Origin of the sequence: Roseivirga spongicola, assembly GCF_034376045.1 — a bacterium.
Taxonomy (GTDB): Bacteria; Bacteroidota; Bacteroidia; order Cytophagales; family Cyclobacteriaceae; genus Roseivirga; species Roseivirga spongicola.
The window spans coordinates 3,785,351-3,804,842 of the sequence record NZ_CP139724.1 but is presented as its reverse complement, the minus strand read 5'-3'; the positions used below and the strand labels follow the sequence as shown (position 1 = coordinate 3,804,842).

General features: G+C 39.9%; 17 protein-coding genes and 1 pseudogene. 5 read left to right on the top strand and 13 right to left on the bottom strand.

Annotated features, from left to right (window positions below; all coding sequences use genetic code 11):
- Positions 1–8: 8 nt before the first annotated feature.
- Positions 9–1,244 (top strand): ABC transporter permease, encoded by a 1,236-nt coding sequence (locus T7867_RS16870; RefSeq protein WP_068221760.1) that lies wholly within the window; start codon positions 9–11, stop codon positions 1,242–1,244.
- Between the two features lie 67 nt (positions 1,245–1,311).
- The gene (locus T7867_RS16865; RefSeq protein ID WP_157717645.1) at positions 1,312–1,695 is read left to right on the top strand and encodes a hypothetical protein; all 384 of its coding nucleotides are present in this window, start codon (positions 1,312–1,314) and stop codon (positions 1,693–1,695) included.
- On the opposite strand, the gene rsmG is transcribed toward T7867_RS16865, so the two are convergent.
- Genes rsmG through T7867_RS16850 form a run of 3 tightly spaced genes read right to left on the bottom strand, consistent with a single transcriptional unit; the run spans position 1,689 to position 4,051 of the window.
- On the bottom strand, positions 1,689–2,315 hold the full coding sequence (gene rsmG / locus T7867_RS16860; RefSeq protein WP_068221764.1) for a 16S rRNA (guanine(527)-N(7))-methyltransferase RsmG: 627 nt from the start codon (positions 2,313–2,315) through the stop codon (positions 1,689–1,691). The genes T7867_RS16865 and rsmG overlap by 7 nt on opposite strands.
- 39 nt (positions 2,316–2,354) lie before the next feature.
- Positions 2,355–2,963 (bottom strand): RNA polymerase sigma factor, encoded by a 609-nt coding sequence (locus tag T7867_RS16855; protein WP_068221766.1) that lies wholly within the window; start codon positions 2,961–2,963, stop codon positions 2,355–2,357.
- Positions 2,954–4,051, bottom strand: a complete 1,098-nt coding sequence (locus T7867_RS16850; protein WP_068221768.1) for a glycosyltransferase — start codon at positions 4,049–4,051, stop codon at positions 2,954–2,956. Before T7867_RS16850 ends, T7867_RS16855 begins: the two co-directional genes overlap by 10 nt.
- Positions 4,052–4,123: 72 nt before the next feature.
- Between T7867_RS16850 and tgt the strand changes: the two genes are divergently transcribed.
- The 3 genes from tgt to T7867_RS16835 are packed head-to-tail and all read left to right on the top strand — an operon-like array spanning position 4,124 to position 7,256.
- Positions 4,124–5,254 carry a tRNA guanosine(34) transglycosylase Tgt gene (gene tgt / locus T7867_RS16845; RefSeq protein WP_068221770.1) on the top strand — a complete coding sequence of 377 codons (1,131 nt, stop codon included), beginning with the start codon at positions 4,124–4,126 and terminating at the stop codon, positions 5,252–5,254.
- Positions 5,251–6,333 carry an LptF/LptG family permease gene (locus T7867_RS16840; RefSeq protein ID WP_245660239.1) on the top strand — a complete coding sequence of 361 codons (1,083 nt, stop codon included), beginning with the start codon at positions 5,251–5,253 and terminating at the stop codon, positions 6,331–6,333. The genes tgt and T7867_RS16840 overlap by 4 nt, the downstream gene beginning before the upstream one ends.
- Positions 6,333–7,256: a DMT family transporter gene (locus T7867_RS16835; RefSeq protein WP_068221774.1), complete on the top strand. Its 924-nt coding sequence runs from the start codon at positions 6,333–6,335 to the stop codon at positions 7,254–7,256. The genes T7867_RS16840 and T7867_RS16835 overlap by 1 nt, the downstream gene beginning before the upstream one ends.
- A gap of 13 nt (positions 7,257–7,269) precedes the next feature.
- Here the strand turns inward: T7867_RS16835 and T7867_RS16830 are convergent, their stop codons facing one another.
- The 10 genes and pseudogenes from T7867_RS16830 to coaBC form a co-directional block, all read right to left on the bottom strand.
- Positions 7,270–8,076: a M23 family metallopeptidase gene (locus T7867_RS16830; protein ID WP_084375683.1), complete on the bottom strand. Its 807-nt coding sequence runs from the start codon at positions 8,074–8,076 to the stop codon at positions 7,270–7,272.
- A 23-nt stretch (positions 8,077–8,099) separates the two neighbouring features.
- Complete coding sequence (ispE, locus tag T7867_RS16825; protein WP_068221778.1) at positions 8,100–8,915, bottom strand: 4-(cytidine 5'-diphospho)-2-C-methyl-D-erythritol kinase; 816 nt, start codon at positions 8,913–8,915, stop codon at positions 8,100–8,102.
- Positions 8,916–8,961: 46 nt separating this feature from the next.
- Positions 8,962–9,774: an enoyl-ACP reductase FabI gene (locus T7867_RS16820; protein ID WP_068221780.1), complete on the bottom strand. Its 813-nt coding sequence runs from the start codon at positions 9,772–9,774 to the stop codon at positions 8,962–8,964.
- 69 nt (positions 9,775–9,843) lie between these two features.
- Positions 9,844–10,917, bottom strand: a complete 1,074-nt coding sequence (locus tag T7867_RS16815; RefSeq protein WP_322299582.1) for an efflux RND transporter periplasmic adaptor subunit — start codon at positions 10,915–10,917, stop codon at positions 9,844–9,846.
- 4 nt (positions 10,918–10,921) lie between these two features.
- Positions 10,922–12,118, bottom strand: coding sequence for a TolC family protein (locus T7867_RS16810; protein WP_322300142.1), 1,197 nt, complete (start codon positions 12,116–12,118; stop codon positions 10,922–10,924).
- Positions 12,119–12,160: 42 nt separating this feature from the next.
- Positions 12,161–15,199 (bottom strand): annotated as a pseudogene (locus T7867_RS16805) (efflux RND transporter permease subunit); the annotation flags it as partial.
- A gap of 61 nt (positions 15,200–15,260) precedes the next feature.
- Positions 15,261–15,635, bottom strand: a complete 375-nt coding sequence (locus T7867_RS16800; protein WP_068221786.1) for a hypothetical protein — start codon at positions 15,633–15,635, stop codon at positions 15,261–15,263.
- Between the two features lie 70 nt (positions 15,636–15,705).
- Positions 15,706–17,367 carry a DNA repair protein RecN gene (recN, locus tag T7867_RS16795; RefSeq protein WP_322299581.1) on the bottom strand — a complete coding sequence of 554 codons (1,662 nt, stop codon included), beginning with the start codon at positions 17,365–17,367 and terminating at the stop codon, positions 15,706–15,708.
- A gap of 37 nt (positions 17,368–17,404) precedes the next feature.
- Complete coding sequence (gene porD / locus T7867_RS16790) at positions 17,405–18,307, bottom strand: type IX secretion system protein PorD (RefSeq protein ID WP_322299580.1); 903 nt, start codon at positions 18,305–18,307, stop codon at positions 17,405–17,407.
- The gene (coaBC, locus tag T7867_RS16785; RefSeq protein WP_322299579.1) at positions 18,294–19,490 is read right to left on the bottom strand and encodes a bifunctional phosphopantothenoylcysteine decarboxylase/phosphopantothenate--cysteine ligase CoaBC; all 1,197 of its coding nucleotides are present in this window, start codon (positions 19,488–19,490) and stop codon (positions 18,294–18,296) included. The genes porD and coaBC overlap by 14 nt, the downstream gene beginning before the upstream one ends.
- Between the last annotated feature and the right edge of the window lie 2 nt (positions 19,491–19,492).

Here is a 19,492-nt window from a genome sequence, read left to right as displayed (position 1 = left end):
AACTTATTATGAATTTAGCACAGAACATCTCGGAAGGAATTAACTCAATTAAGGCGAATATTCTCAGAACCATTTTAACAGGTCTGATTATCGCCATTGGAATTACCTCACTGGTAGGTATGCTAACTGCGGTAGACGGCATTAGGAGTGAAATTGATTCTAGCCTTTCCAACCTTGGAGCCAACAGCTTCGATGTAAATTCCCGATTTTCTGGCAGAAGAAATATGAATGGGAGAAGGGAGAAATCTTTTGAACCGGTAGATTTTAATGAGGCAATCAGGTTTAAGGAAATGTATGACTTCCCTTCTACAACTACCATCTATACTAGAGCTTCAGGTACTGCCGAAATTAAATATGGTAACAAAAAGACCAATCCGAACATTTCGATAACTGGTGGAGATGAAAATTACTTTGCTATTAAAGGAGTGAATATTGAGAGTGGAAGAAACTTCTCTTCTCTTGAAATTCAGTATGGAAACTATGTATGCATATTGGGTACAGAGGTTGTAAAAGCTTTGTTTGAAGAAGGTGAAGATCCGTTAAATAAGACAGTTAAATTTTACGGTAATAACTACCGAGTAATTGGATTGTTGGAAGAAAAAGGAGGCTTTGGTGGTGATACCGAAGAAGATAGAAACATTGTTATTCCTTTACTAAACGCTAAAAGGTTAGATAGGAGAGGTAGTATGAGATACAGCATTACTACCATGATTGAAAACCCAGAGAATATTGATTATGCAATGGGAGAAGCCACTGGATTAATGCGTCAGATTAGAGGAGATAAAATTGGTGAAGAAGATTCTTTTGAAGTGGTAAGAAGCGACTCTGTTACAGAGGCCCTAGATAATATGACCAATGGACTTAGAATGGGCGGTTTTGGAATCGGGGCCGTCACTTTACTAGGTGCTGCCATTGGTTTGATGAACATTATGATGGTAACCGTAACAGAACGAACCAGAGAGATTGGTGTAAGAAAAGCCCTGGGTGCCACACCAAAAAAGATACTTCGTCAGTTCTTGGTAGAGTCTATTGTTATCTGCCAGATGGGAGGCATAGCTGGTGCTATTTTAGGAATTATAGTCGGTAACATAATGGCGAACTTCTTAGGAGGTGCATTTGTAATTCCTTGGGTGTGGATTACAGTTGGCCTTGTAATCTGTGTTATAGTGGGAGTTGTTTCAGGTTACATACCTGCTAAAAGAGCTGCGGCACTAGACCCAATTGAGTCTTTAAGATTTGAATAAGCGGTATATACTGCTGATTAGAAAGCCTCGATTTATCGAGGCTTTTTTTATATTGAAGAAAAAAAACATGAACCTCACTGATCCTGTACACAAGAAAGTTATCGGAGTAATTTTTATCGTATTTAGTGCATTAGGCCTTCTGATGCTTATGTTCTACGACCAACTCATGAGCGTGATAATTGGTTTGGCGCAAGATGAGCCTGGTTTTGATCCAGATGCTATATGGGTTTTCGACTTGATTAACTCTTTCTTATGGGGAATTGCCATTATCTTCTTAATCCCGAGAATCATTATCGGAATTGGACTTATTAATCAGAGAAGATGGGCCAATGTTCCAGCCTTAGTTTATGGGGTGTTTTCCTTAATTAATATACCTATCGGAACCCTTTTAGGAATCTATTGCATTTTAGTGTTTACTGCCAAGAGTAAGGCCGAAAAGAATGATTACTGAGCAGGTATGTAGATAACCTGCTTGGTCTCAAAAAACTCTTCTTTAAAATATTCAGAAAGCGCATAAGACTTTATGCGCTTTAATTTTGACTCTTTCAATTCATCCGCTAAGTCACCTCCCTTTAAGTAAAGGATTCCGTTTTTAAGTTGGTGATTGGATTGCTTCTTGAACTTATCTTTCACCCAAGGGTAGAAATTAGCTAGTCTGGTAACTGCTCTGCTCACTACAAAATGAAAGTCACCCGGTACTTGTTCAGCTCTAATGTGTTCACCCTTCACATTAGTTAAACCCAAAGCAGCAGATACTTCGTTTACCACCTTAATTTTCTTTCCAATACTGTCTACTAAATGGAAGTTAGAATCGGGAAAGAGAATGGCTAGAGGAATGCCCGGAAAACCACCTCCTGTGCCAACATCTAAGATCTGAGTTCCAGGTTTAAAAGTCTGAACCTTAGCAATACCCAAAGAGTGAATAACATGACGCTCCGTTAAGTTCTCAATATCCTTTCGAGATACCACATTAATCTTGTCGTTCCACTCTGCGTATAGAGCTGGCAATTGAGCAAATTGCTCTTTTTGAGCATCTGTTAAATCAGGGAAATACCGAAGCAGGTTCTTCATTCGGCAAAGATAGGGAAGAAGCCAGTAAACTTGGAAGCTTTAGATATGCTCCTTTTTATTCTTCACCAAATCATACATCAACTCACGAGCTCTGTGAAGCTGTGCTTTTACTGTACCCAATGGAGCATCGAGCTCTTTCGCAATTTCGTCATAGCTTAATTCATCGAAGTACCTCAGCTTTACAAGTCTCTGATATTTAGCAGGAAGCTTGCCTACAAACATTCTTACCAAATCAATCTTTTGTGCTTTAATGGCCTCTTCCTGTGGGTTAAGGTTCTTGTCTTGAACATCTATGGTAACTGCTTCACCATTGTCGTCTTTAAACGATGTGTTGAGACTCATGGTGTCTAACCTCTTCTTTCTAATAAAGTCAATGGTGTTGTTAGTGGCTATTCTGAACAGCCAAGTAGAAAAAGTAAAGTCCTTTTTAAACTTGTGTAAGTTTTTAAAAGCTTTTGCAAAAGCTTCAATGGTCAGGTCTTCTGCATCATCTACATTTCTGACCATTTTCAGAATCATGTGATATACAGGTTTTTTATACCGTTTCATTAAGTCGGCATATGCCTGCTCGTCTACGCCAGAAACGGCTGCATCTATCAACTTAAAATCTTCGAGTGCTTTCTTCGAGAATTGCTTTCCTACTTCCATTCAACTTGCTTCGTTGCCAGTGCTTTAATGGCTACCCAAGGATAATAAAAACAATAACAAAAATCTAAAAAGGGAAGTGCCCAAAAATTGATGTCTGTTTTAAGTTTTCGACCTAATTGATTCAATATCAGATAAACAACCAGGCTCCTTATACCAAAAACCAGTAAAGCGAATTTTATGTTTATTCCTAAAAATATTACTGAAATAAACATACCCCATCCGACCAACCAAGATAACGTAAAAATTCCCAAAAGCGTTTGGTCTTTTTGATGATAGTGTTTTCCAGCCGATAAGTGTCTTATTTTTTGTCTTAAGTAGGAGTTGGTGTCAGTCTTTGGTGAGGAAAATACGAGTGATTCTGGGCTTATCTCAATATCGATTTGCTTTCTTTTTTGCGCAAGGTGAGAAAGCATAAGGTCATCATCACCACCTTCTAAACCGCCAATGGACTTAAGAAAATCTAGATCATAAGCTTCTTTTAAAATGGCCAAGTTTCTGCCAACAGCCATATATGGACGCTTGAGTTTTGCAAAACCCAAATATTGCAGCCCTACAAAGAGTGTTTCGAATTGAATAAACCTATTTAGCCAGCCTTTGGTCTGTCGATAAGGAGAATAGCCGATGATAATTTCTGATTCGTTGTTAACATAGGAAGTCATGCTGCTAATCCAGTTTTCCGAATCGGGAACACAGTCTGCATCTGTAAACAACAGAACTTCGTTCGATGCTTTGCTAATCGCTTCATTTAGAGCAAATTTTTTACCTGTCCACCCCTGGGGTAGCGTTTTAATGTCAATCACCTTTATGAAAGAATATTTGCTCGACCAATTTGTCAAAAGCTGCTGGCTTTCATAGGTAGAGCGGTCGTTAGCAATAATTACTTCAAAGTTGGGGTGATTTTGAGTTGTTAAGGCATTCAGTAGATGGGGTAAGTTTTTATGCTCATTTCTTGCGGCTACAATTACAGAAACACTTTTAAATCTAATATCTGCTTTACTAGAATGCTTAAGAATGCTAAGTGCCAGGCTTAGCACAAAGACAAGCTGAAGAGTAATTACTAGTGAAAATATTAGCAGAAAGGGCTGCATTCAGAAAACAATAACGGTCAAAGAAAATAGAATTAAGCAATACTGCTATTTTTGTGGCTTCAAATCAAGTGAATGGATTTTAAGCTAGTTGCAGAAGATAAAGGTTCAAAGGCAAGGGCAGGAGTAGTCACCACAGCACATGGTGAAATTCTGACCCCCATATTTATGCCTGTAGGAACCGCAGGGACGGTAAAAGCAGTACATCAACGAGAATTACACGATGATGTAAAGGCCCAAATTATTCTCGGAAATACATACCATCTTTACCTAAGACCGGGTCTGGATATTATAGAAGCCGCTGGTGGATTGCATAAATTCAACGGTTGGGAAAAACCGATATTGACAGATTCTGGAGGCTATCAGGTGTATTCGCTTTCTGGTACCAGAAAAATTAAGGAAGAAGGTGTAACCTTCAAGTCACATATAGATGGTTCTAAGCATGTATTTACGCCTGAAAATGTAATGGACATTCAAAGAACCATAGGTGCAGATATTATTATGGCTTTCGATGAGTGTACTCCATATCCTTGTGAATACGGTTATGCAAGAGAGTCGATGGAAATGACTCACCGTTGGTTGAAAAGGTGCTGTGACCGATTTGATGAAACAGAAGGTAAATACGGATATGACCAAACACTTTTTCCTATTGTTCAAGGCAGTACATTCAAAGATTTAAGAATTAAGTCTGCAGAAACTATTGCTTCTTTCGGAAGAGAGGGTAATGCCATTGGTGGACTCTCTGTGGGTGAGCCTCATGAAATGATGTATGAGCAAACTGAGGTGGTTTGCGATATTCTACCTCATGATAAGCCAAGGTATTTAATGGGTGTTGGTACACCAGAGAATATATTAGAGTGTATTGCCCTAGGTGTAGATATGTTCGATTGTGTGATGCCAACTAGAAATGCTAGAAATGGTATGCTGTTTACCTCAGAAGGCATTATTAATATTAGGAATGAAAAGTGGAAGGATGATTTCAGTCCAATAGATCCGAACCTCGGGGGATATGTAGATACTTTTTATTCTAAGGCTTATTTGAGACATTTAGTAATTAGCAAGGAGATTTTGGCTGCCCAGATTGCCTCTATTCATAATTTGAGCTTTTACTTATGGTTGGTAAAAGAGGCCAGAGAGCAAATACAGAAAGGCACGTTTGTTGATTGGAAAAACAAAATGGTTAAAAAAGTGACAACCCGTTTATGATGAGAATTTTAGATCGCTACATTCTCATTAAATTTCTAACAACATTTCTTTTTGTTTTGGGGATTTTGGTGGCCATTGTGCTCATTATTACCTTCTCTGAAAGAAATGAAAGCTTTATTAAAAATGAAGTTCCTCCAAAGCTTATAGCTGAGTATTTTCTAGCCTATGCTCCCTATATAGCTAATCTTATTACGCCAATCATTGTATTCATAGCAACGGTGTTTGTTACCTCTAAACTGGCAAGCCACACGGAAATTATTGCCATTTTAAGTGGAGGTGTGAGCTACCCTAGAATGCTCAGACCATTCTTGATTGGTTCCGTTATTATTGCCGTTGTAAGTTTTGCTTTTACAGGTTGGATAATTCCAGAAGCTAATAAGTTTCGCGTGGAGTTCGAGCAGAAGTTTTTCGATAATGAATTTAATTTCTCTCAACGCGATGTCCATTTTAAAGTAAGTCCTTCAACCTATGCCTATATAGCCTCATACGACTCTCGTAGAGATATTGCATACCGCTTTACGTTAGAGGAGGTAAAGGGAACGGAAGTGCTTTGGAAGTTTGCAGCCAGACAGTTAAAATGGGATACTCTTGAGAACGTTTGGGTGGCGAGCAATTGGAATTTGAGGGAGTTTCAAGAAATGGGAGAGAAATATTTGTACAGCCCTAACAAGGATACCACTCTTGGCATTAATATGCGCCCAAGCGATTTTGGTAACTTAAATAGCTTTGAACAAACATTAACCCTAAATGAGCTGAACGATCATATTGCAGACTTGCAAATGAAGGGAGCCGATAATATTCCTATCTATATTATTGAAAAGTATGTGAGGTACATGTCGCCATTTTCGGCCATCATTCTCACCTTTATTGGGGTAATACTCTCTTCTAGGAAAACCAGGGGAGGGGTAGGCTTTCAAATTGCTTTGGGCTTTATGATCGCGTTTATATACATCATTCTATTTATTGCCGCCAAAAGCAATGCAGAGACTACTTCTAATAGTCCTTTGCTAGCGGTTTGGGTACCTAATATCATATTTACTGCACTTGGTGTACTTTTGTACAGATTTGTACCTAAATAATGGAAACAGCCTCTGTTAAAGATTATCTAAAACTCCATTTCATTGTATTTATTTGGGGTTTTACAGCCATTCTTGGCAATGAAATGACTATTGAGTCAACGGATTTGGTGCTATATAGAACGGCTTTGGCTTCTGTTATATTGGCAGTTCTAATGAAGATTCGAAAAAGGGTCTTTATTCTTCCAAGAAAGGCTGTTGGCTATCTTTTTCTGACTGGGCTTGTGGTGGCGGCCCACTGGGTTACATTTTTCGAGTCAGCTCGAATATCAACAGTTTCTGTATGTTTAGCAGGAATGGCCACCACTACCTTCTGGACTAGTCTAATTGAGCCTTTGTTCAAGAAGCAACGTGTACAAGCTTTTCAGGTTCTTCTTGGGCTAGTTGTTATTTTTGGTCTCTATCTCATATTTAAGTTTGAGTTTAATCATGCTGAAGGTTTAGCACTAGCTATGGTTTCGGCCTTTTTGGCTGCGCTTTTTGGAGTGCTTAATTCTAAGTTTACCGTAAAATACCCTGCTTACGGTATTACACTGTATGAAATGTCTGCAGCAGCAATTGGCTTGCTAGTTTTTATTCCTCTTTATAAGTCTTTTGTATTAGAGACAGATGTTATTTATCAGCTTCCTACTACTAGAGATTGGTTCTTACTGTTGCTACTTAGTGGAATTTGTACCGTTTATGCCTTTTCAGAATCTGTTGAATTGATGAAAAGAATTACCGCTTTTGTGGTTAGCCTGACTGTGAATTTGGAGCCTGTATATGGTATTCTATTGGCACTTACTATTTATGGTGAGGAAGAAATGATGAGTGGAGGTTTTTACTGGGGAACATTGATTATAGTTTTGGCTGTACTTTCTTATCCCGTGGCACGCAGAATTAAAAGGAATAGACAGTCTAAGAAGTCGCGAATAATAACTAATTAGTCAGGCTGTTCAATTAGCGAAAGGAGTTATAAGTCTGTCCTTCCTTTAGGTATTCAACCTTGTTTAAAGCTATTTCGAATTTAACAGGTAAGGTTTTTTGAGCTTGGTTACCTGTGGTGTAGACTACAAAATGCAAATGAGCTCCAGAAGCCCAGCCAGTTGCTCCATTAAGTGCTATCGGTTGTCCAACGGTCACTTTTTCGCCCAATTCTACAATTACCCCATTCTTTTGTAAGTGAACATAATCTGCCATGGTGCCATCTTCGTGAAGTATGCTTACGTAATTTCCATCATGCATACATTCTGCAGAAGGACAACCACGATTAGAGTCTTCCTTAATTCTAACCACGGTTCCTGCTCTGGCTGCCGTAATACTAGCGCCTTCTGGCATTGTAAAGTCCAGAGCGTTAATTCCCCTGTGCGTGGTGCTACCATTGTAGCCTTGACTTAACCGATAAGACTTACCAGCAGGAAAGGGAAGTTGATAAGCGTAGTTCTCATCATGTTCGGCTAGAGCATCGCCCATACTGTAGTTGTATCCAAATTTGTATGACCAATTGGCATTTTTAGGTTTTACAATAGTAGCTAAAATGGTGCCTTTAGAATTGGGTTTTAAGACATAATATTCTTCTAGGTTTTCAGCCAATTTGGCTCCTTTTATCTGAACTTCTAGACTTAATGAAATGGGAAAATACTCTTCATTATTGCCCATTATTTTAACTACTTCATCATCTTCTTCAACATATATCTGCATGTCGAAATCTGATGTTTGGCCAAATAATGTACTACTAAGAAAAACTAGTAAGATTAAGCTTCGCATTGTTTTTAATACGAAGAAAAGGCTTAGAGCGACATAGTTCTGTAAAAGAACTTTTGACTAAATGCTTTAATGATTGGTGGTTGTTCTTTGTAAATGCCGAAAAGACTACTGCCAGAACCGCTCATGGCAGCATAGATAGCTCCCTGCTCATATAGTTCAGCTTTAATTTCGGCTAAAATTGGCTGTTTTTTAAAGATGGACTCTTCAAAGTCATTAACGAGAGTTTCTCTCCATGTACTTATGTCTGCCTTCTCCAAGATTTCTTTTAACTGATGTTCTGGTTCTTTGGGAGTAGTTCCAGCATAGGCCTCTTTCGTGGAAATATGTAAGCCTGGATGAATCAATACAAGGTGATAACCACTTAAATTAACATTGCAAGGTTCTAATTCAGTCCCAGTACCACTGGCTAATGCTGGCTTATTCTGAATAAAAAACGGGCAGTCACTACCTAATTGAGCAGCGTATGACTCTAAAAAGCTATCGTCTAAAAAGAGCTGGTAATAGTCTGAAAGCGCTTTAAGCATAAAAGCTGCGTCTGAAGAGCCTCCTCCCAAGCCTGCACCAGTTGGTATGTTTTTATGTAAGTGGATATTGAGTTCAGGAAGATGAAAGTCCTTTTTAAGAAGTTTGTACGCTCTGATTACAAGGTTGTCTTTTCCATCAGAAGGTATAGATGAGCCAGAAGAGTTAAAAGCTGTTTTTTTCTTTGCAGGCACAAATTCTAAAGCATCCTTAAGCGGTATCGGGTAAAGACAAGAATTAATAGCATGGTACCCATTGCTGAGCTTCTCAGTAATTTGGAGGCCAAGATTTATTTTGGCGTTAGGGAATATCAGCATAGAGGTAAGAAAATAGTCACCCTGAAATAGGGTGACTATAGGTTATTTATTTTGTTAAATCTTCAATAAGTCGATCAGTAATTCCTGATGAAGAGAAGCCACCGTCATGCATTAGGTTTTGCATAGTAACCATGCGAGTGAAGTCTGAGAAGAACATTACGCAATAGTTAGCACAGTCTTCTGCACTTGCATTGCCTAGTGGAGACATTTTATCTGCATAGTCGAAGAATACATCAAAACCTCCAACACCAGTTCCTGCAGTGGTCATGGTAGGTGATTGAGAAATAGTGTTTACTCTCACGTTTTTCATTCTACCGAAACGCTCACCGTAGCTTCTTGCAATTGATTCAAGCATAGCCTTAGCCTGAGCCATATCTGAGTAGTCTGGGAAAGATCTCTGAGCAGCAATGTAAGACAAGCCCATAATTGAACCCCACTCATTCATTGCATCAAGCTTCTCAGCAGTTTGCATCACTTTGTGGAATGAAATGGCAGAAACGTCAAGGGTTTTCATCAACCAATCGTAGTTCAAATCGCCATAATCGCGACCTTTTCTTACGTTAGGGCTCATGCCGATTGAGTGCAAAACGAAGTCAATTTTACCGCCAAGTACTTCCATAGACTTGGTGAATAAGTTCTCCAAATCTTCAATTGAAGTAGCATCTGCCGGAATTACTTCTGCTTCACATTCTTCTGCAAGCTTGTTTATTGTGCCCATTCTTAACGCAATTGGGGCATTGGTTAATGTGAAAGAGGCTCCTTCAGCATGAGCAACCTGGGCAACTTTCCAGGCGATTGAACGCTCATCTAATGCACCAAAGATGATTCCTCTTTTTCCTTTCAGTAGGTTATGCGACATAATGTTTTTTCTTTTTGCGGGTCAAAAATAGGGATTTGCTTTGAAATAGAAATCCAAAGTTTCACTGACTTAAAACTCCTGGAGAAAATAGTTCCCCTTCAGAACCCACTGATCTGAATTTTGGGCATCTAAAACTTCCGTAAAGTTCTCATTACTACGACCTACAGAAACCATTACTTTTTTGAATTCGTCACCATCTTGCTGAAATAGATAGAAGATGTTGTTCTCTCTAATCAGCTCTTCGTTTTCGATTTGAGCCACTTCATCGCTGCCAACAATAATACGTGCTTCTATGAATGTACCAATCTTAAGGTTCAGTGACTCATCTTCCAAATGACCGTGAACTCTGAGTTTGTTTGAAGAAACATCTGGGTTAATCAAATAAACCTCTGCTGTATACACTTCATCACTGCCTAGTAAATTGAATTCGATTTTTTGCCCTTTCACTATTTTGCTAGCATCCTTGGCAAACACATCTAACTCAAGGTGCTTGTGGCCTTCACTGAGTAGCTCTAGTATCGGCTGATCTGAACCGATGAACTGACCATTGGAAATCATCACTTTACTCACTTTTGCATCGAAAGGAGCCTTAATGCTAATCTCATTAACGATTCCCTTGTCTTCAATGGATTCCGGATTAATACCAATCAATTCTAATTGAGAGCTTAAAGTTTTATATCGAATTTGAGCTTTGCTTAGTTCTCTTTCAATCTCATTGATCTCCTTTTGAGAAGTAGCGTTCGATGAAACTAAACCTTGTTTTCTCTCTAATTCCTTAGTTTGAAAGTTCATCTCTACTTTTTCTTCAAGCAACTGCTGCTGTAAAGCAATTAGGTTAGGGTGGCTAAGTTTGGCTATTACTTGACCTTTCTTTACGGCTTCCCCTTGAATAACATCTAAGTAAACCACATTGGCAGCAATAAAGCTATGTATCACTTTTCGCTCCATGGGTGGAACATCAATGTTGCCGGTTGCTGTTACAGTTTCAATTAGAGGTTTCACCTGAAGGTTTCCCACCTGAATATTTCTCACTGGAGCGCTTTCCTGAGTTGGTTCCTCTGCAACTTCAGTATCATTCGTTTTTTCTGAACATCCGAGCCCCACTTGGGCCAAAAGGATGAATAGGATATATAACTTTTTCATGGGTTTAATTTTTTTCTGTTAGGAATTCGAGCTGAAGCTGAATAGCAGCCAACTCCTGATAGATAGATATTTTTTGTTCGAAATAGCCTAAGTGAGTATTCACTAACTGAGACCATTCAAAAGTGTTGATGTCGCCACTGCTGAGTAGGGTTTTTAGTCCACCCCAGTTAGCCTCCATTTGATTATCGGGAGGTAAAAAAGCAAGGGCCTTTTGCAGGTGTTCTTTGTTTTTGTTGAGCTCAGAAATCTTTTGTTCGTAATCGAAAATGATTTGCTCTTGCTCATTTCTACGCTTTTCAACTTCCAGACTTCTGATCTTAGCTGTTTGCTTTGGAGAGCTGGAAAAGAGGGGCATGCTAAGCCCTGCTCGAAAACCGCTAAGTCCTGTCAGGTTCACAATTCTCTGTTGAAAATAACCTACTCTCAATTCAGGAGCATACTGAGCTTTCGCTTCTTTAACCTGCATTTCCATCCAATTGAGTTCTGCCTGCTGACTTTGTGCGAGCAAGCTGGTGATTGAATCGGAAGTTTGACTCATCCACTCAGTGACAGAAATATTAGCTGGTTTTCCATCAATAGTTTGACCACACCACTTACTCAGTTCTGCTAGAGCACTTTCCTTAGTCATTTCTGCTGAAAGCTGCTGTTTGCTTAAACTAAGTACTATACTTTCTACACCAAACTGATCTTTAAGATTCAGCTCACCAGCCTCTCTGGCTTGTCTTAGCGTTACATTTATGTCTTGCAGTTCAGGCAACCATAGGTTGATTTGCTCAAGACTCTGTTCCGCAAAATACCATTTGAACCATAGGCCTTTCACCTGAGAAATCATATATCGCTGCTGAAGTAATTGTTCCGATTCAACATACTCTGTTCCTGCTACTGCGGCTTTTTTAGCTGCACTCATATGGAAGAGATTTCCCAGACTCTGATCAAGTTGCCACTGCCAGTCATTCACATCTTCGTTGAGTTCACCATAGGAATAGTCGAATGAGGTGTTACCTAACTGAAAGGTGGCTTTCTCACGGCTTTTACTTTGTTCAAGTGCAATTGATAGGTTCTTGAACTCGGCATGGTTGGCTTTGGCCATTGTTACTACATCATCTATACTTACCGGATTAGTTTGTGCCTGTAGGGAATTGAAACTCAAAAACAGAACAATAATACCAGCGGCTTTAGTCAATGTTTTCTTGTTGAACATTACATATAAGTTAGGTAATATAAACAGCGTTAGCAGGGTAGAGGAGATCAGTCCACCGATTACAACCGTGGCGAGTGGTTTCTGAACTTCAGCCCCAGCAGTTACAGAAATGGCCATTGGAAGGAAACCAAATGCGGCAACTGCTGCTGTCATTAACACGGGTCTTAGCCTTGCTAAACTTCCTTCTATTACCACCTCATCAATCGTGTTATGGCCTTCTTTTCTCAGTTGGTTGTAGTATGAAATCAGCACGATACCGTTGAGCACTGCTACACCAAACAGTGCAATAAAGCCGATACCTGCAGAAATACTGAAAGGCATACCTCTAATCCAGAGAGCGAGAATACCCCCAATGGTAGACATTGGCACTGCTGAGAAAATAAGTGCAGCATATTTCATCGATTTAAAGGTGAAATAGAGTAGCACGAAAATCATTAGAAGAGCAGCAGGCACAGCAATGCTTAGCCTTTCTTGAGCTGCTTCAAGGTTTTCAAACTGCCCACCATACATCACGTAATATCCTGCAGGGAAATCGATGTTGGCATCAACTTTCTCTTCAATCTCCGCCACTAAACTGGCAATATCTCTATTTCTGTTGTTCACACCAATGGTGATTCTTCTCTGCGCATTTTCACGAGTAATTTGCATTGGCCCTTCAATTACTTTTCGCTCAGCCAATTCATGAAGCGGAATTACTTCACCATCGAAACTAGTTACGTAGAGTTTATTCAGGTCTAGATCGCCTCTATAGGTATCATTGTAACGAACTACAAGATCGAACTTCTTCTCATTTTCGAAGATCACTCCAGCAGCTTCTCCTGCAAATGCAGTTCTTACTACTTGATTTACTGCATCTATTGACACATTGTATTGTGCTAACTTCTTGCGGTTAATGTCTATGACAAACTGCGTCAGTCCGGCAGTTTGCTCAACTTTTACGTCTGCAGCACCTTCTATACCTTCCACAATATCTGCTACTTCTTGGCCTAGTCTGGCAAGCTCTCCAACATCTTCACCGAAAATTTTAATGGCAATCTCTGTTTTTGCACCGGTCATCAATTCATTGAATCTCAATTGAATAGGTTGGGTAAATTCGAATGAGGCTCCCGGAATAGCTGCTAGCTTTCCTTTCATAAGGTCAATGAGTTCTTCCCTGTCATTAGTGGTAGTCCATTCCGACTTATTCTTTAGAATAATCATGATGTCGGCATCTTCTATGGCCATTGGGTCGGTAGGTACTTCCGAAGTACCAATCTTTGAAACTACATGCTTTACTTCAGGGAAATTGCTAAGAAGTATGTTTTCAGCCTGATTTGCCGTTTTAATACTTTGTTGGAGTGAACTTCCTGGGGGAATAGCCATTTGCATAGCTAAATCTCCTTCTTCTAAGGTTGGAATGAATTCAGAACCCAAAGTGCTGAGTAATACCGCACAAGCTAAGAATGCAGCCACTACAATGCTAAGTAGCATTTTTGGCCACTTGAGTGCAGATTTAAGCATAGGACGATATTGGTCTCTCATCCAATTCACGAATTTGTCCGAAAGTGTGTTATGCGCTTTGATCTTCTTTTTAAGAAGTAGACTGGTAACCATTGGAACGTAGGTGAGAGAAAGTATCATGGCGCCTAAAAGGGCGAAACTCACGGTCAAGGCCATTGGCTTAAACATCTTGCCTTCCACACCTGTAAGTGTAATTACCGGAAGGAATACAACCAAGATGATGAGGACTCCAAAAGCAGCTGACTGATAAATCTTGACTGAGGCTTTCTTTACCACATCGTCCATTTCTAACTGGCTGAGATGTTTGCCAACGTAACCAACATAAATTACGTGGAGTACATTTTCTACAATGATTACCGCACCATCTACCACAATACCAAAGTCGATTGCTCCTAATGACATGAGGTTGGCCGATACTCCGAAAATGTTCATCAGAATAAAGGCAAAAAGCATGGCCAGAGGAATGACTGAGGCTACAATAAGTCCGGCACGCCAGTTACCCAGTAGTAGTAGCAGCACGAAAATTACAATCAGACCACCTTCAATTAGGTTTTTACTTACCGTATCTATAGCACGCCCAACCAAGTCGGAACGGTCTAGATATGGTTCAATGGAAACGCCTTCGGGCAAACTGCTCTGAATTCGCTCTACTCTTTCATGAACGTTGGCAATGGCTTCTGAAGAGTTAGCTCCTTTAAGCATTAGGGCGATACCACCCACAGCTTCGCCTTTTCCATCTTTGGTCATTGCACCGTAGCGTTTCGGGCTTCCCCATTTTACTTCTGCAATGTCCTTTATCAATACAGGGGTTTCTCCCTAGTGCTTAACAATAATGTCGTTAAGCTCTTCTAGGTCATCGATTCTTCCTTCAGAACGGATATAATATGCATTGGTGCTTTTCTCGATATAACTACCGCCACTATTCTGATTGTTTCTCTCCAAAGCATCGAACACATCGGCTAAGGTTAGGTCGAAACCTCTGAGTACGAGCGGATCTATAGCAACTTCGTATTGCTTAAGGTAACCTCCGAAACTGCTGATTTCGATAATGCCGGGAATTCCACTCATCTGACGTTTAACTATCCAGTCCTGAATAGTTCGGAGCTCCATATCGTCATACTGATCTTCATAACCGGGCTCTACAGCCAGCACGTATTGGTAGATTTCACCAAGACCAGTGGTAATTGGCATAAGTTCCGGGGAACCAAGTCCTTCAGGAATTTCTTCTGAAGCCAGATTGAGCTGCTCTTGAACAAACTGCCTGGCATCGAGCTGAGACATTCCGTCTTCGAACACAATGGTCACCACTGAAAGACCATATCGTGAGATGGATCTGATTTCAGTAACTCTTGGAATGTTTGCAACACTTATCTCGATAGGGAAAGTGATGAGCTGCTCCACTTCTTGTGGAGCAAGGGTAGGCGAGGTGGTAACCACCTGCACCTGATTGCTGGTAATGTCGGGTACAGCGTCAATTGGTAGTTGTTTGAGGGAATATAAACCTCCAACTACTATGGCTATAACCAATAGGAATACAATGAATTTCTGTTCAACAGAAAAATGAATAATTTTCTTAAACATGGTGTAATAAGATTAAATCAATTAATCAATAATGGAGGGTCAGATAGACCTTATTAGGGGATTACACCAATGCAGGTGGGCCTCTTAGCGGTTGTAGCTTGAGGTAATAATTGTCTTTTAGACTGAATAAGTAAGGAGTATTGTGTTGAGTTTCTTCTTCAAGAATAGGAATGAAAGATAAAGCTATGGCTAGGAAAGCCAGGTCTGGACTTATGATCTCTAACTGATGCTCTGTCTCAAATTTTTCCAGGTGTTCCTGACCCAAGTCTGGATGGAAAATAAACTGAAGCCAGTTTAGAATATTGCCATTATTCTCGACTTCGGATATGGTATGATTATAGGTTTGCGTAATATTATTATGCTGGTGCGGGGTAATACTGTGCAGGAGCACAATTACCGTAGCCAAACCAACAAACAGCAAACCTAACTTTCGCATGGTCAAATATAGAAAAAGAATTAAAACTCGAATGTAACCGTGTGATATTCGGCTTGAATAATGGTTAAACTTAAGAACCTGTCATTTCAATAAGTTCTTTAGCAGAATTATAAGCCGTTGCTGATGGATTTTTTCCTCCTATCATTTCTGCAATTTCTCTTAAACGGTCTTCTTGATTAAGCAACCTGATCTGACTACTGGTTGTGCTGGTAGACTCGTCTTTATATACGAAATAGTGAGCTGACCCACGAGCAGCAATTTGAGGCAAGTGTGTAATAGTAATTACTTGATGACTTTCCGACATCTTCCTCATCATTTGAGCCATTTTAATGGCAATTTCGCCAGAAATACCTGTGTCTATTTCATCGAATACAATGGTAGGAAGGGCGGTTTTGTCTGCCAAAATATACTTAACGGCAAACATGAGCCTTGAAAACTCACCACCAGATGCGGCTTGTTTCAGTGGGCTAGGGGCTATGCCTTTATTGGCAGAAAAGAGAATTTCTATAGTGTCGTTACCGGTTAAGGTCAGTTCAGAATCTATCCTCTTAACTTCTAAGCTGGCATTTGGCATACCAAGTTCTGCCAGATGTGATTTGATAGATTTGGTAAACTGATCGAAAACCTTTGTTCTTACCTTAGATAGCTCCTTTGCCAATTTATTGGCTCGCTCAAAGGCTTCTGTTTCTGCTTTTGCAGCTTCTTCAATGGCTTCATCTAAGTTGCTAACCCTTAGTACTTTGTTTCCAAGTTCTTCGTAAATCTCTAACAGCTCAGCAATTGACCCTACCTGATGTTTCTGCTGGAGTTTGTAAATGAGGCTGAGTCTATCCTGACATTCTTCGGTACGCTGAGGATCAACTTCTACTTTACTGTCTTCATCCTCAAGCTCTGCAATTATATCTTTCAGTTCAATGAGAAGGCTCTCTAGACGCTCTCTTAAAGCATCGTAAGACTTACCGAAGCTACTTATGGCAGATATCGTAGACTTTAGCTCTTGGATCATACCAGAGGCATTAAATTCCGCCTGATCAGAAATCATTAAAGCTTCATTGAGCTTGGCTTTAATTTCCTCGGCATGCTCTAGTTTGGAGAGCTCTTCTTCTAGCTCCTCTTGTTCGTCTGCTTGCAGCTGGGCTGTATCTAATTCATCGAATAGGAACTGATGGTAATCGGCCTCTTTGGTTATTTGGCTACCTTCTTCGATTAAGTCTCTGTGTATTCTCTGTTTTTCTTTGAAGTCTTTGAAAACCTCTTGATACTTTGATAGGAGCTCAAAGTTGCCAGCAACTATATCGATTATCTGAAGTTGATAAGAGTTATTGCCCAAAGCCAGTGTTTCGTGCTGAGAGTGGATGTCCATCAATCTTAAGCCAATTGCCTTCAGTGCATCTAGCGTGGTTGGTGTATCATTAATGAATGCTCTAGACTTTCCGGTTGCACTTATCTCTCTACGAATAATACACTCTTCTTCATAGTCCAAGTCATACTCTTCGAAAAGAGGCTTAAGTTGATATGCTTTTACATCAAAGATTCCCTCAATAATGCACTTCTTAGAATCATCAAAAACCACTTTGCTTTCTGCTCGCTTGCCAAGTAATAAGCCTAAGGCACCTAGCATAATTGATTTACCAGCTCCAGTTTCACCAGTAATAATATTTAAACTAGAATCAGGCTTAATTTTTAGTTGCCTGATTAGCGCATAATTCTCGATAGAAAGGGTTCTGAGCATTGAACAAAAGTATCAATTCAGCTTGCTCCAAGCAATACTAGTTCTGAACGATTTTTTGATATTGACTCCTTCTGGAAGGATCTAACTTGAGTAACTCATTGTAAACTTCTCTTCTGAGCTTCATATCACCCTGAGAGAAAACATTTACTAACTCATCACTTTTAGCGTCTAAAAAAGATATGATTAGAATGGAATTGGGAAGTACTGAATTTACCTCTTGAACTTCCTTTAAGGCATCTAGTATATTCTGTCTGGCAGTTTCTGGGTCAGACTGAAAAATATCCATTCCGTTAATGTGATAATCGTAGAATGCTTGTCTAACAGGTTCATATTGGGCATTACTCATTAGGTTTTCAACCAACCAATACCTGTTTCTTCGACTTTGAAATTGCCCCCAGCCTGTTGAGCCAGCGTTTTGAGCATTGTTTACAATATTCAGAGCAGTCTGAAAATGAGCTGTACCTCCGAGAGGCGCAAATGAGTCATAATCTATGCCCAAGGCTATGTATGCATAGTAGGCAAGTAAGGAAGTAATATTATTGGTGAAATTGTTCTGGTTAAACTGCAAAGGCTGCGACTGGTTAAACTGAAAGTCCCAGTCTCTATCGGCAAAGTTTAGCAACAAAGTTTCATAGGTAGTTCCATAAACTGGTCTAACTATTTGTATTTGTGCATTAGCAGTAAACTGACCTATACTGGGCTGGTCTTGAATAGTTAGAACGAGGTTAGCTTTTATTTTTTCGTTGTTTCTAAACTGATCGTTGGTCCATACCGTCTCGTTTAGAAAGCGCTCGAAAGTAGTTTTCATATCATCAAAAACTGCTCTTTCAGTAGTTTGAACTATGTCTGCATTTATACTGACGGTAAAGTTCAGCTCTTGTGCCTTTAGTGAAAAAAGGCATGTAATGAGTAGAATTAGGATGAAGCTAGATTTTTTCAAGAATGCTTTTGATGATGTCTTTAGCAACTTCTTTTTTAGTCTTTAACTCAAAATGTTGAATATTATTGGCTTTGTCAATAAGAGTAATCTTGTTGGTGTCATGGCCAAAGCCTGCTCCAGAATCTTGTAGCGAGTTTAATACAATGAGATCGAAGTTTTTACTCTTTATTTTACCTTGCGCATTTTTTAATTCATCGTTGGTTTCTAGGGCGAAACCTACATTGAACTGTTTTTCTTCTTTTCTGGCCCCAAGTGTCTTGGCTATGTCTATAGTTTTAGAAAGCTCAATTTGCAGAGTAGTGTCTGCCTTCTTTATTTTCTGATCTGCTTGAGTAGTTGGAGCATAATCTGCTACTGCTGCGGCAAAAATATTGATGTCCGAGTGAGGGTAAACTTGCTCGCATGCCTCAAACATTTGCTGCCCACTCTTTACGTTTACTCGGTTTATTACTGAGTTATCTACACTAAGGTGAGTAGGGCCAGTTATAAGTGTTACCTGTGCTCCAAGTCTAGCAGCTTCTTCTGCTAGAGCAAAGCCCATTTTTCCAGAAGAGTAATTGCCAATAAAGCGAACTGGATCTATAGCCTCGTAGGTAGGGCCAGCAGTTATCATGACCTTTTTCCCTTTTAGCGGGGCATTTTCCGAGAAAAAGTCATTAAGGTAGGTTATGAGTTCTTCGGGTTCGGCCATTCTGCCTTGACCAACCAATCCACTGGCCAACTCTCCATGTCGAGCCTCGATCAATGCATTTCCAAAACCCTGCAGCTTGGCAATGTTAGCTAATACTGAAGGGTGCTGGTACATGTCTAAATCCATTGCAGGAGCAAACATTACCGGACATCTGGCCGATAGGTAGGTGGCCAAAAGTAGGTTGTCGCAAAGACCATTAGCCATTTTACCGATGGTGTTGGCACTTGCCGGTGCTATAATCATGAGATCAGCCCACAGTCCAAGCTCAACATGATTATTCCATTCTCCAGCATTATCAGTAGTAAACTCCGAGAGAGCGGGGTTTTTGGAGAGGGTTGAAAGGGTAAGGGGAGAAATGAATTCTTTAGCTGCAGAAGTCATAACTACTTTAACTTCGGCACCTTCTTTCACCAGTAATCTAACGAAAATAGCAGCCTTGTAGGCTGCTATGCTTCCGGTAACTCCGACCAGTATTTTCTTTCCTTTCAACATGA

What these genes read in the sequence shown, in the direction of transcription:
- rsmG (WP_068221764.1), bottom strand. Translation starts at nt 2,315, where the DNA reads ATGAAGAACCTGCTTCGGTATTTCCCTGATTTAACAGATGCTCAAAAA.
- T7867_RS16820 (WP_068221780.1), bottom strand. Translation starts at nt 9,774, where the DNA reads ATGTCGCATAACCTACTGAAAGGAAAAAGAGGAATCATCTTTGGTGCA.
- coaBC (WP_322299579.1), bottom strand. Translation starts at nt 19,490, where the DNA reads ATGTTGAAAGGAAAGAAAATACTGGTCGGAGTTACCGGAAGCATAGCA.
- T7867_RS16830 (WP_084375683.1), bottom strand. Translation starts at nt 8,076, where the DNA reads ATGCGAAGCTTAATCTTACTAGTTTTTCTTAGTAGTACATTATTTGGC.
- ispE (WP_068221778.1), bottom strand. Translation starts at nt 8,915, where the DNA reads ATGCTGATATTCCCTAACGCCAAAATAAATCTTGGCCTCCAAATTACT.
- T7867_RS16800 (WP_068221786.1), bottom strand. Translation starts at nt 15,635, where the DNA reads ATGCGAAAGTTAGGTTTGCTGTTTGTTGGTTTGGCTACGGTAATTGTG.
- T7867_RS16810 (WP_322300142.1), bottom strand. Translation starts at nt 12,118, where the DNA reads ATGTTCAACAAGAAAACATTGACTAAAGCCGCTGGTATTATTGTTCTG.
- T7867_RS16855 (WP_068221766.1), bottom strand. Translation starts at nt 2,963, where the DNA reads ATGGAAGTAGGAAAGCAATTCTCGAAGAAAGCACTCGAAGATTTTAAG.
- T7867_RS16870 (WP_068221760.1), top strand. Translation starts at nt 9, where the DNA reads ATGAATTTAGCACAGAACATCTCGGAAGGAATTAACTCAATTAAGGCG.
- T7867_RS16815 (WP_322299582.1), bottom strand. Translation starts at nt 10,917, where the DNA reads ATGAAAAAGTTATATATCCTATTCATCCTTTTGGCCCAAGTGGGGCTC.
- recN (WP_322299581.1), bottom strand. Translation starts at nt 17,367, where the DNA reads ATGCTCAGAACCCTTTCTATCGAGAATTATGCGCTAATCAGGCAACTA.
- T7867_RS16835 (WP_068221774.1), top strand. Translation starts at nt 6,333, where the DNA reads ATGGAAACAGCCTCTGTTAAAGATTATCTAAAACTCCATTTCATTGTA.
- T7867_RS16865 (WP_157717645.1), top strand. Translation starts at nt 1,312, where the DNA reads ATGAACCTCACTGATCCTGTACACAAGAAAGTTATCGGAGTAATTTTT.
- T7867_RS16840 (WP_245660239.1), top strand. Translation starts at nt 5,251, where the DNA reads ATGATGAGAATTTTAGATCGCTACATTCTCATTAAATTTCTAACAACA.
- T7867_RS16850 (WP_068221768.1), bottom strand. Translation starts at nt 4,051, where the DNA reads ATGCAGCCCTTTCTGCTAATATTTTCACTAGTAATTACTCTTCAGCTT.
- tgt (WP_068221770.1), top strand. Translation starts at nt 4,124, where the DNA reads ATGGATTTTAAGCTAGTTGCAGAAGATAAAGGTTCAAAGGCAAGGGCA.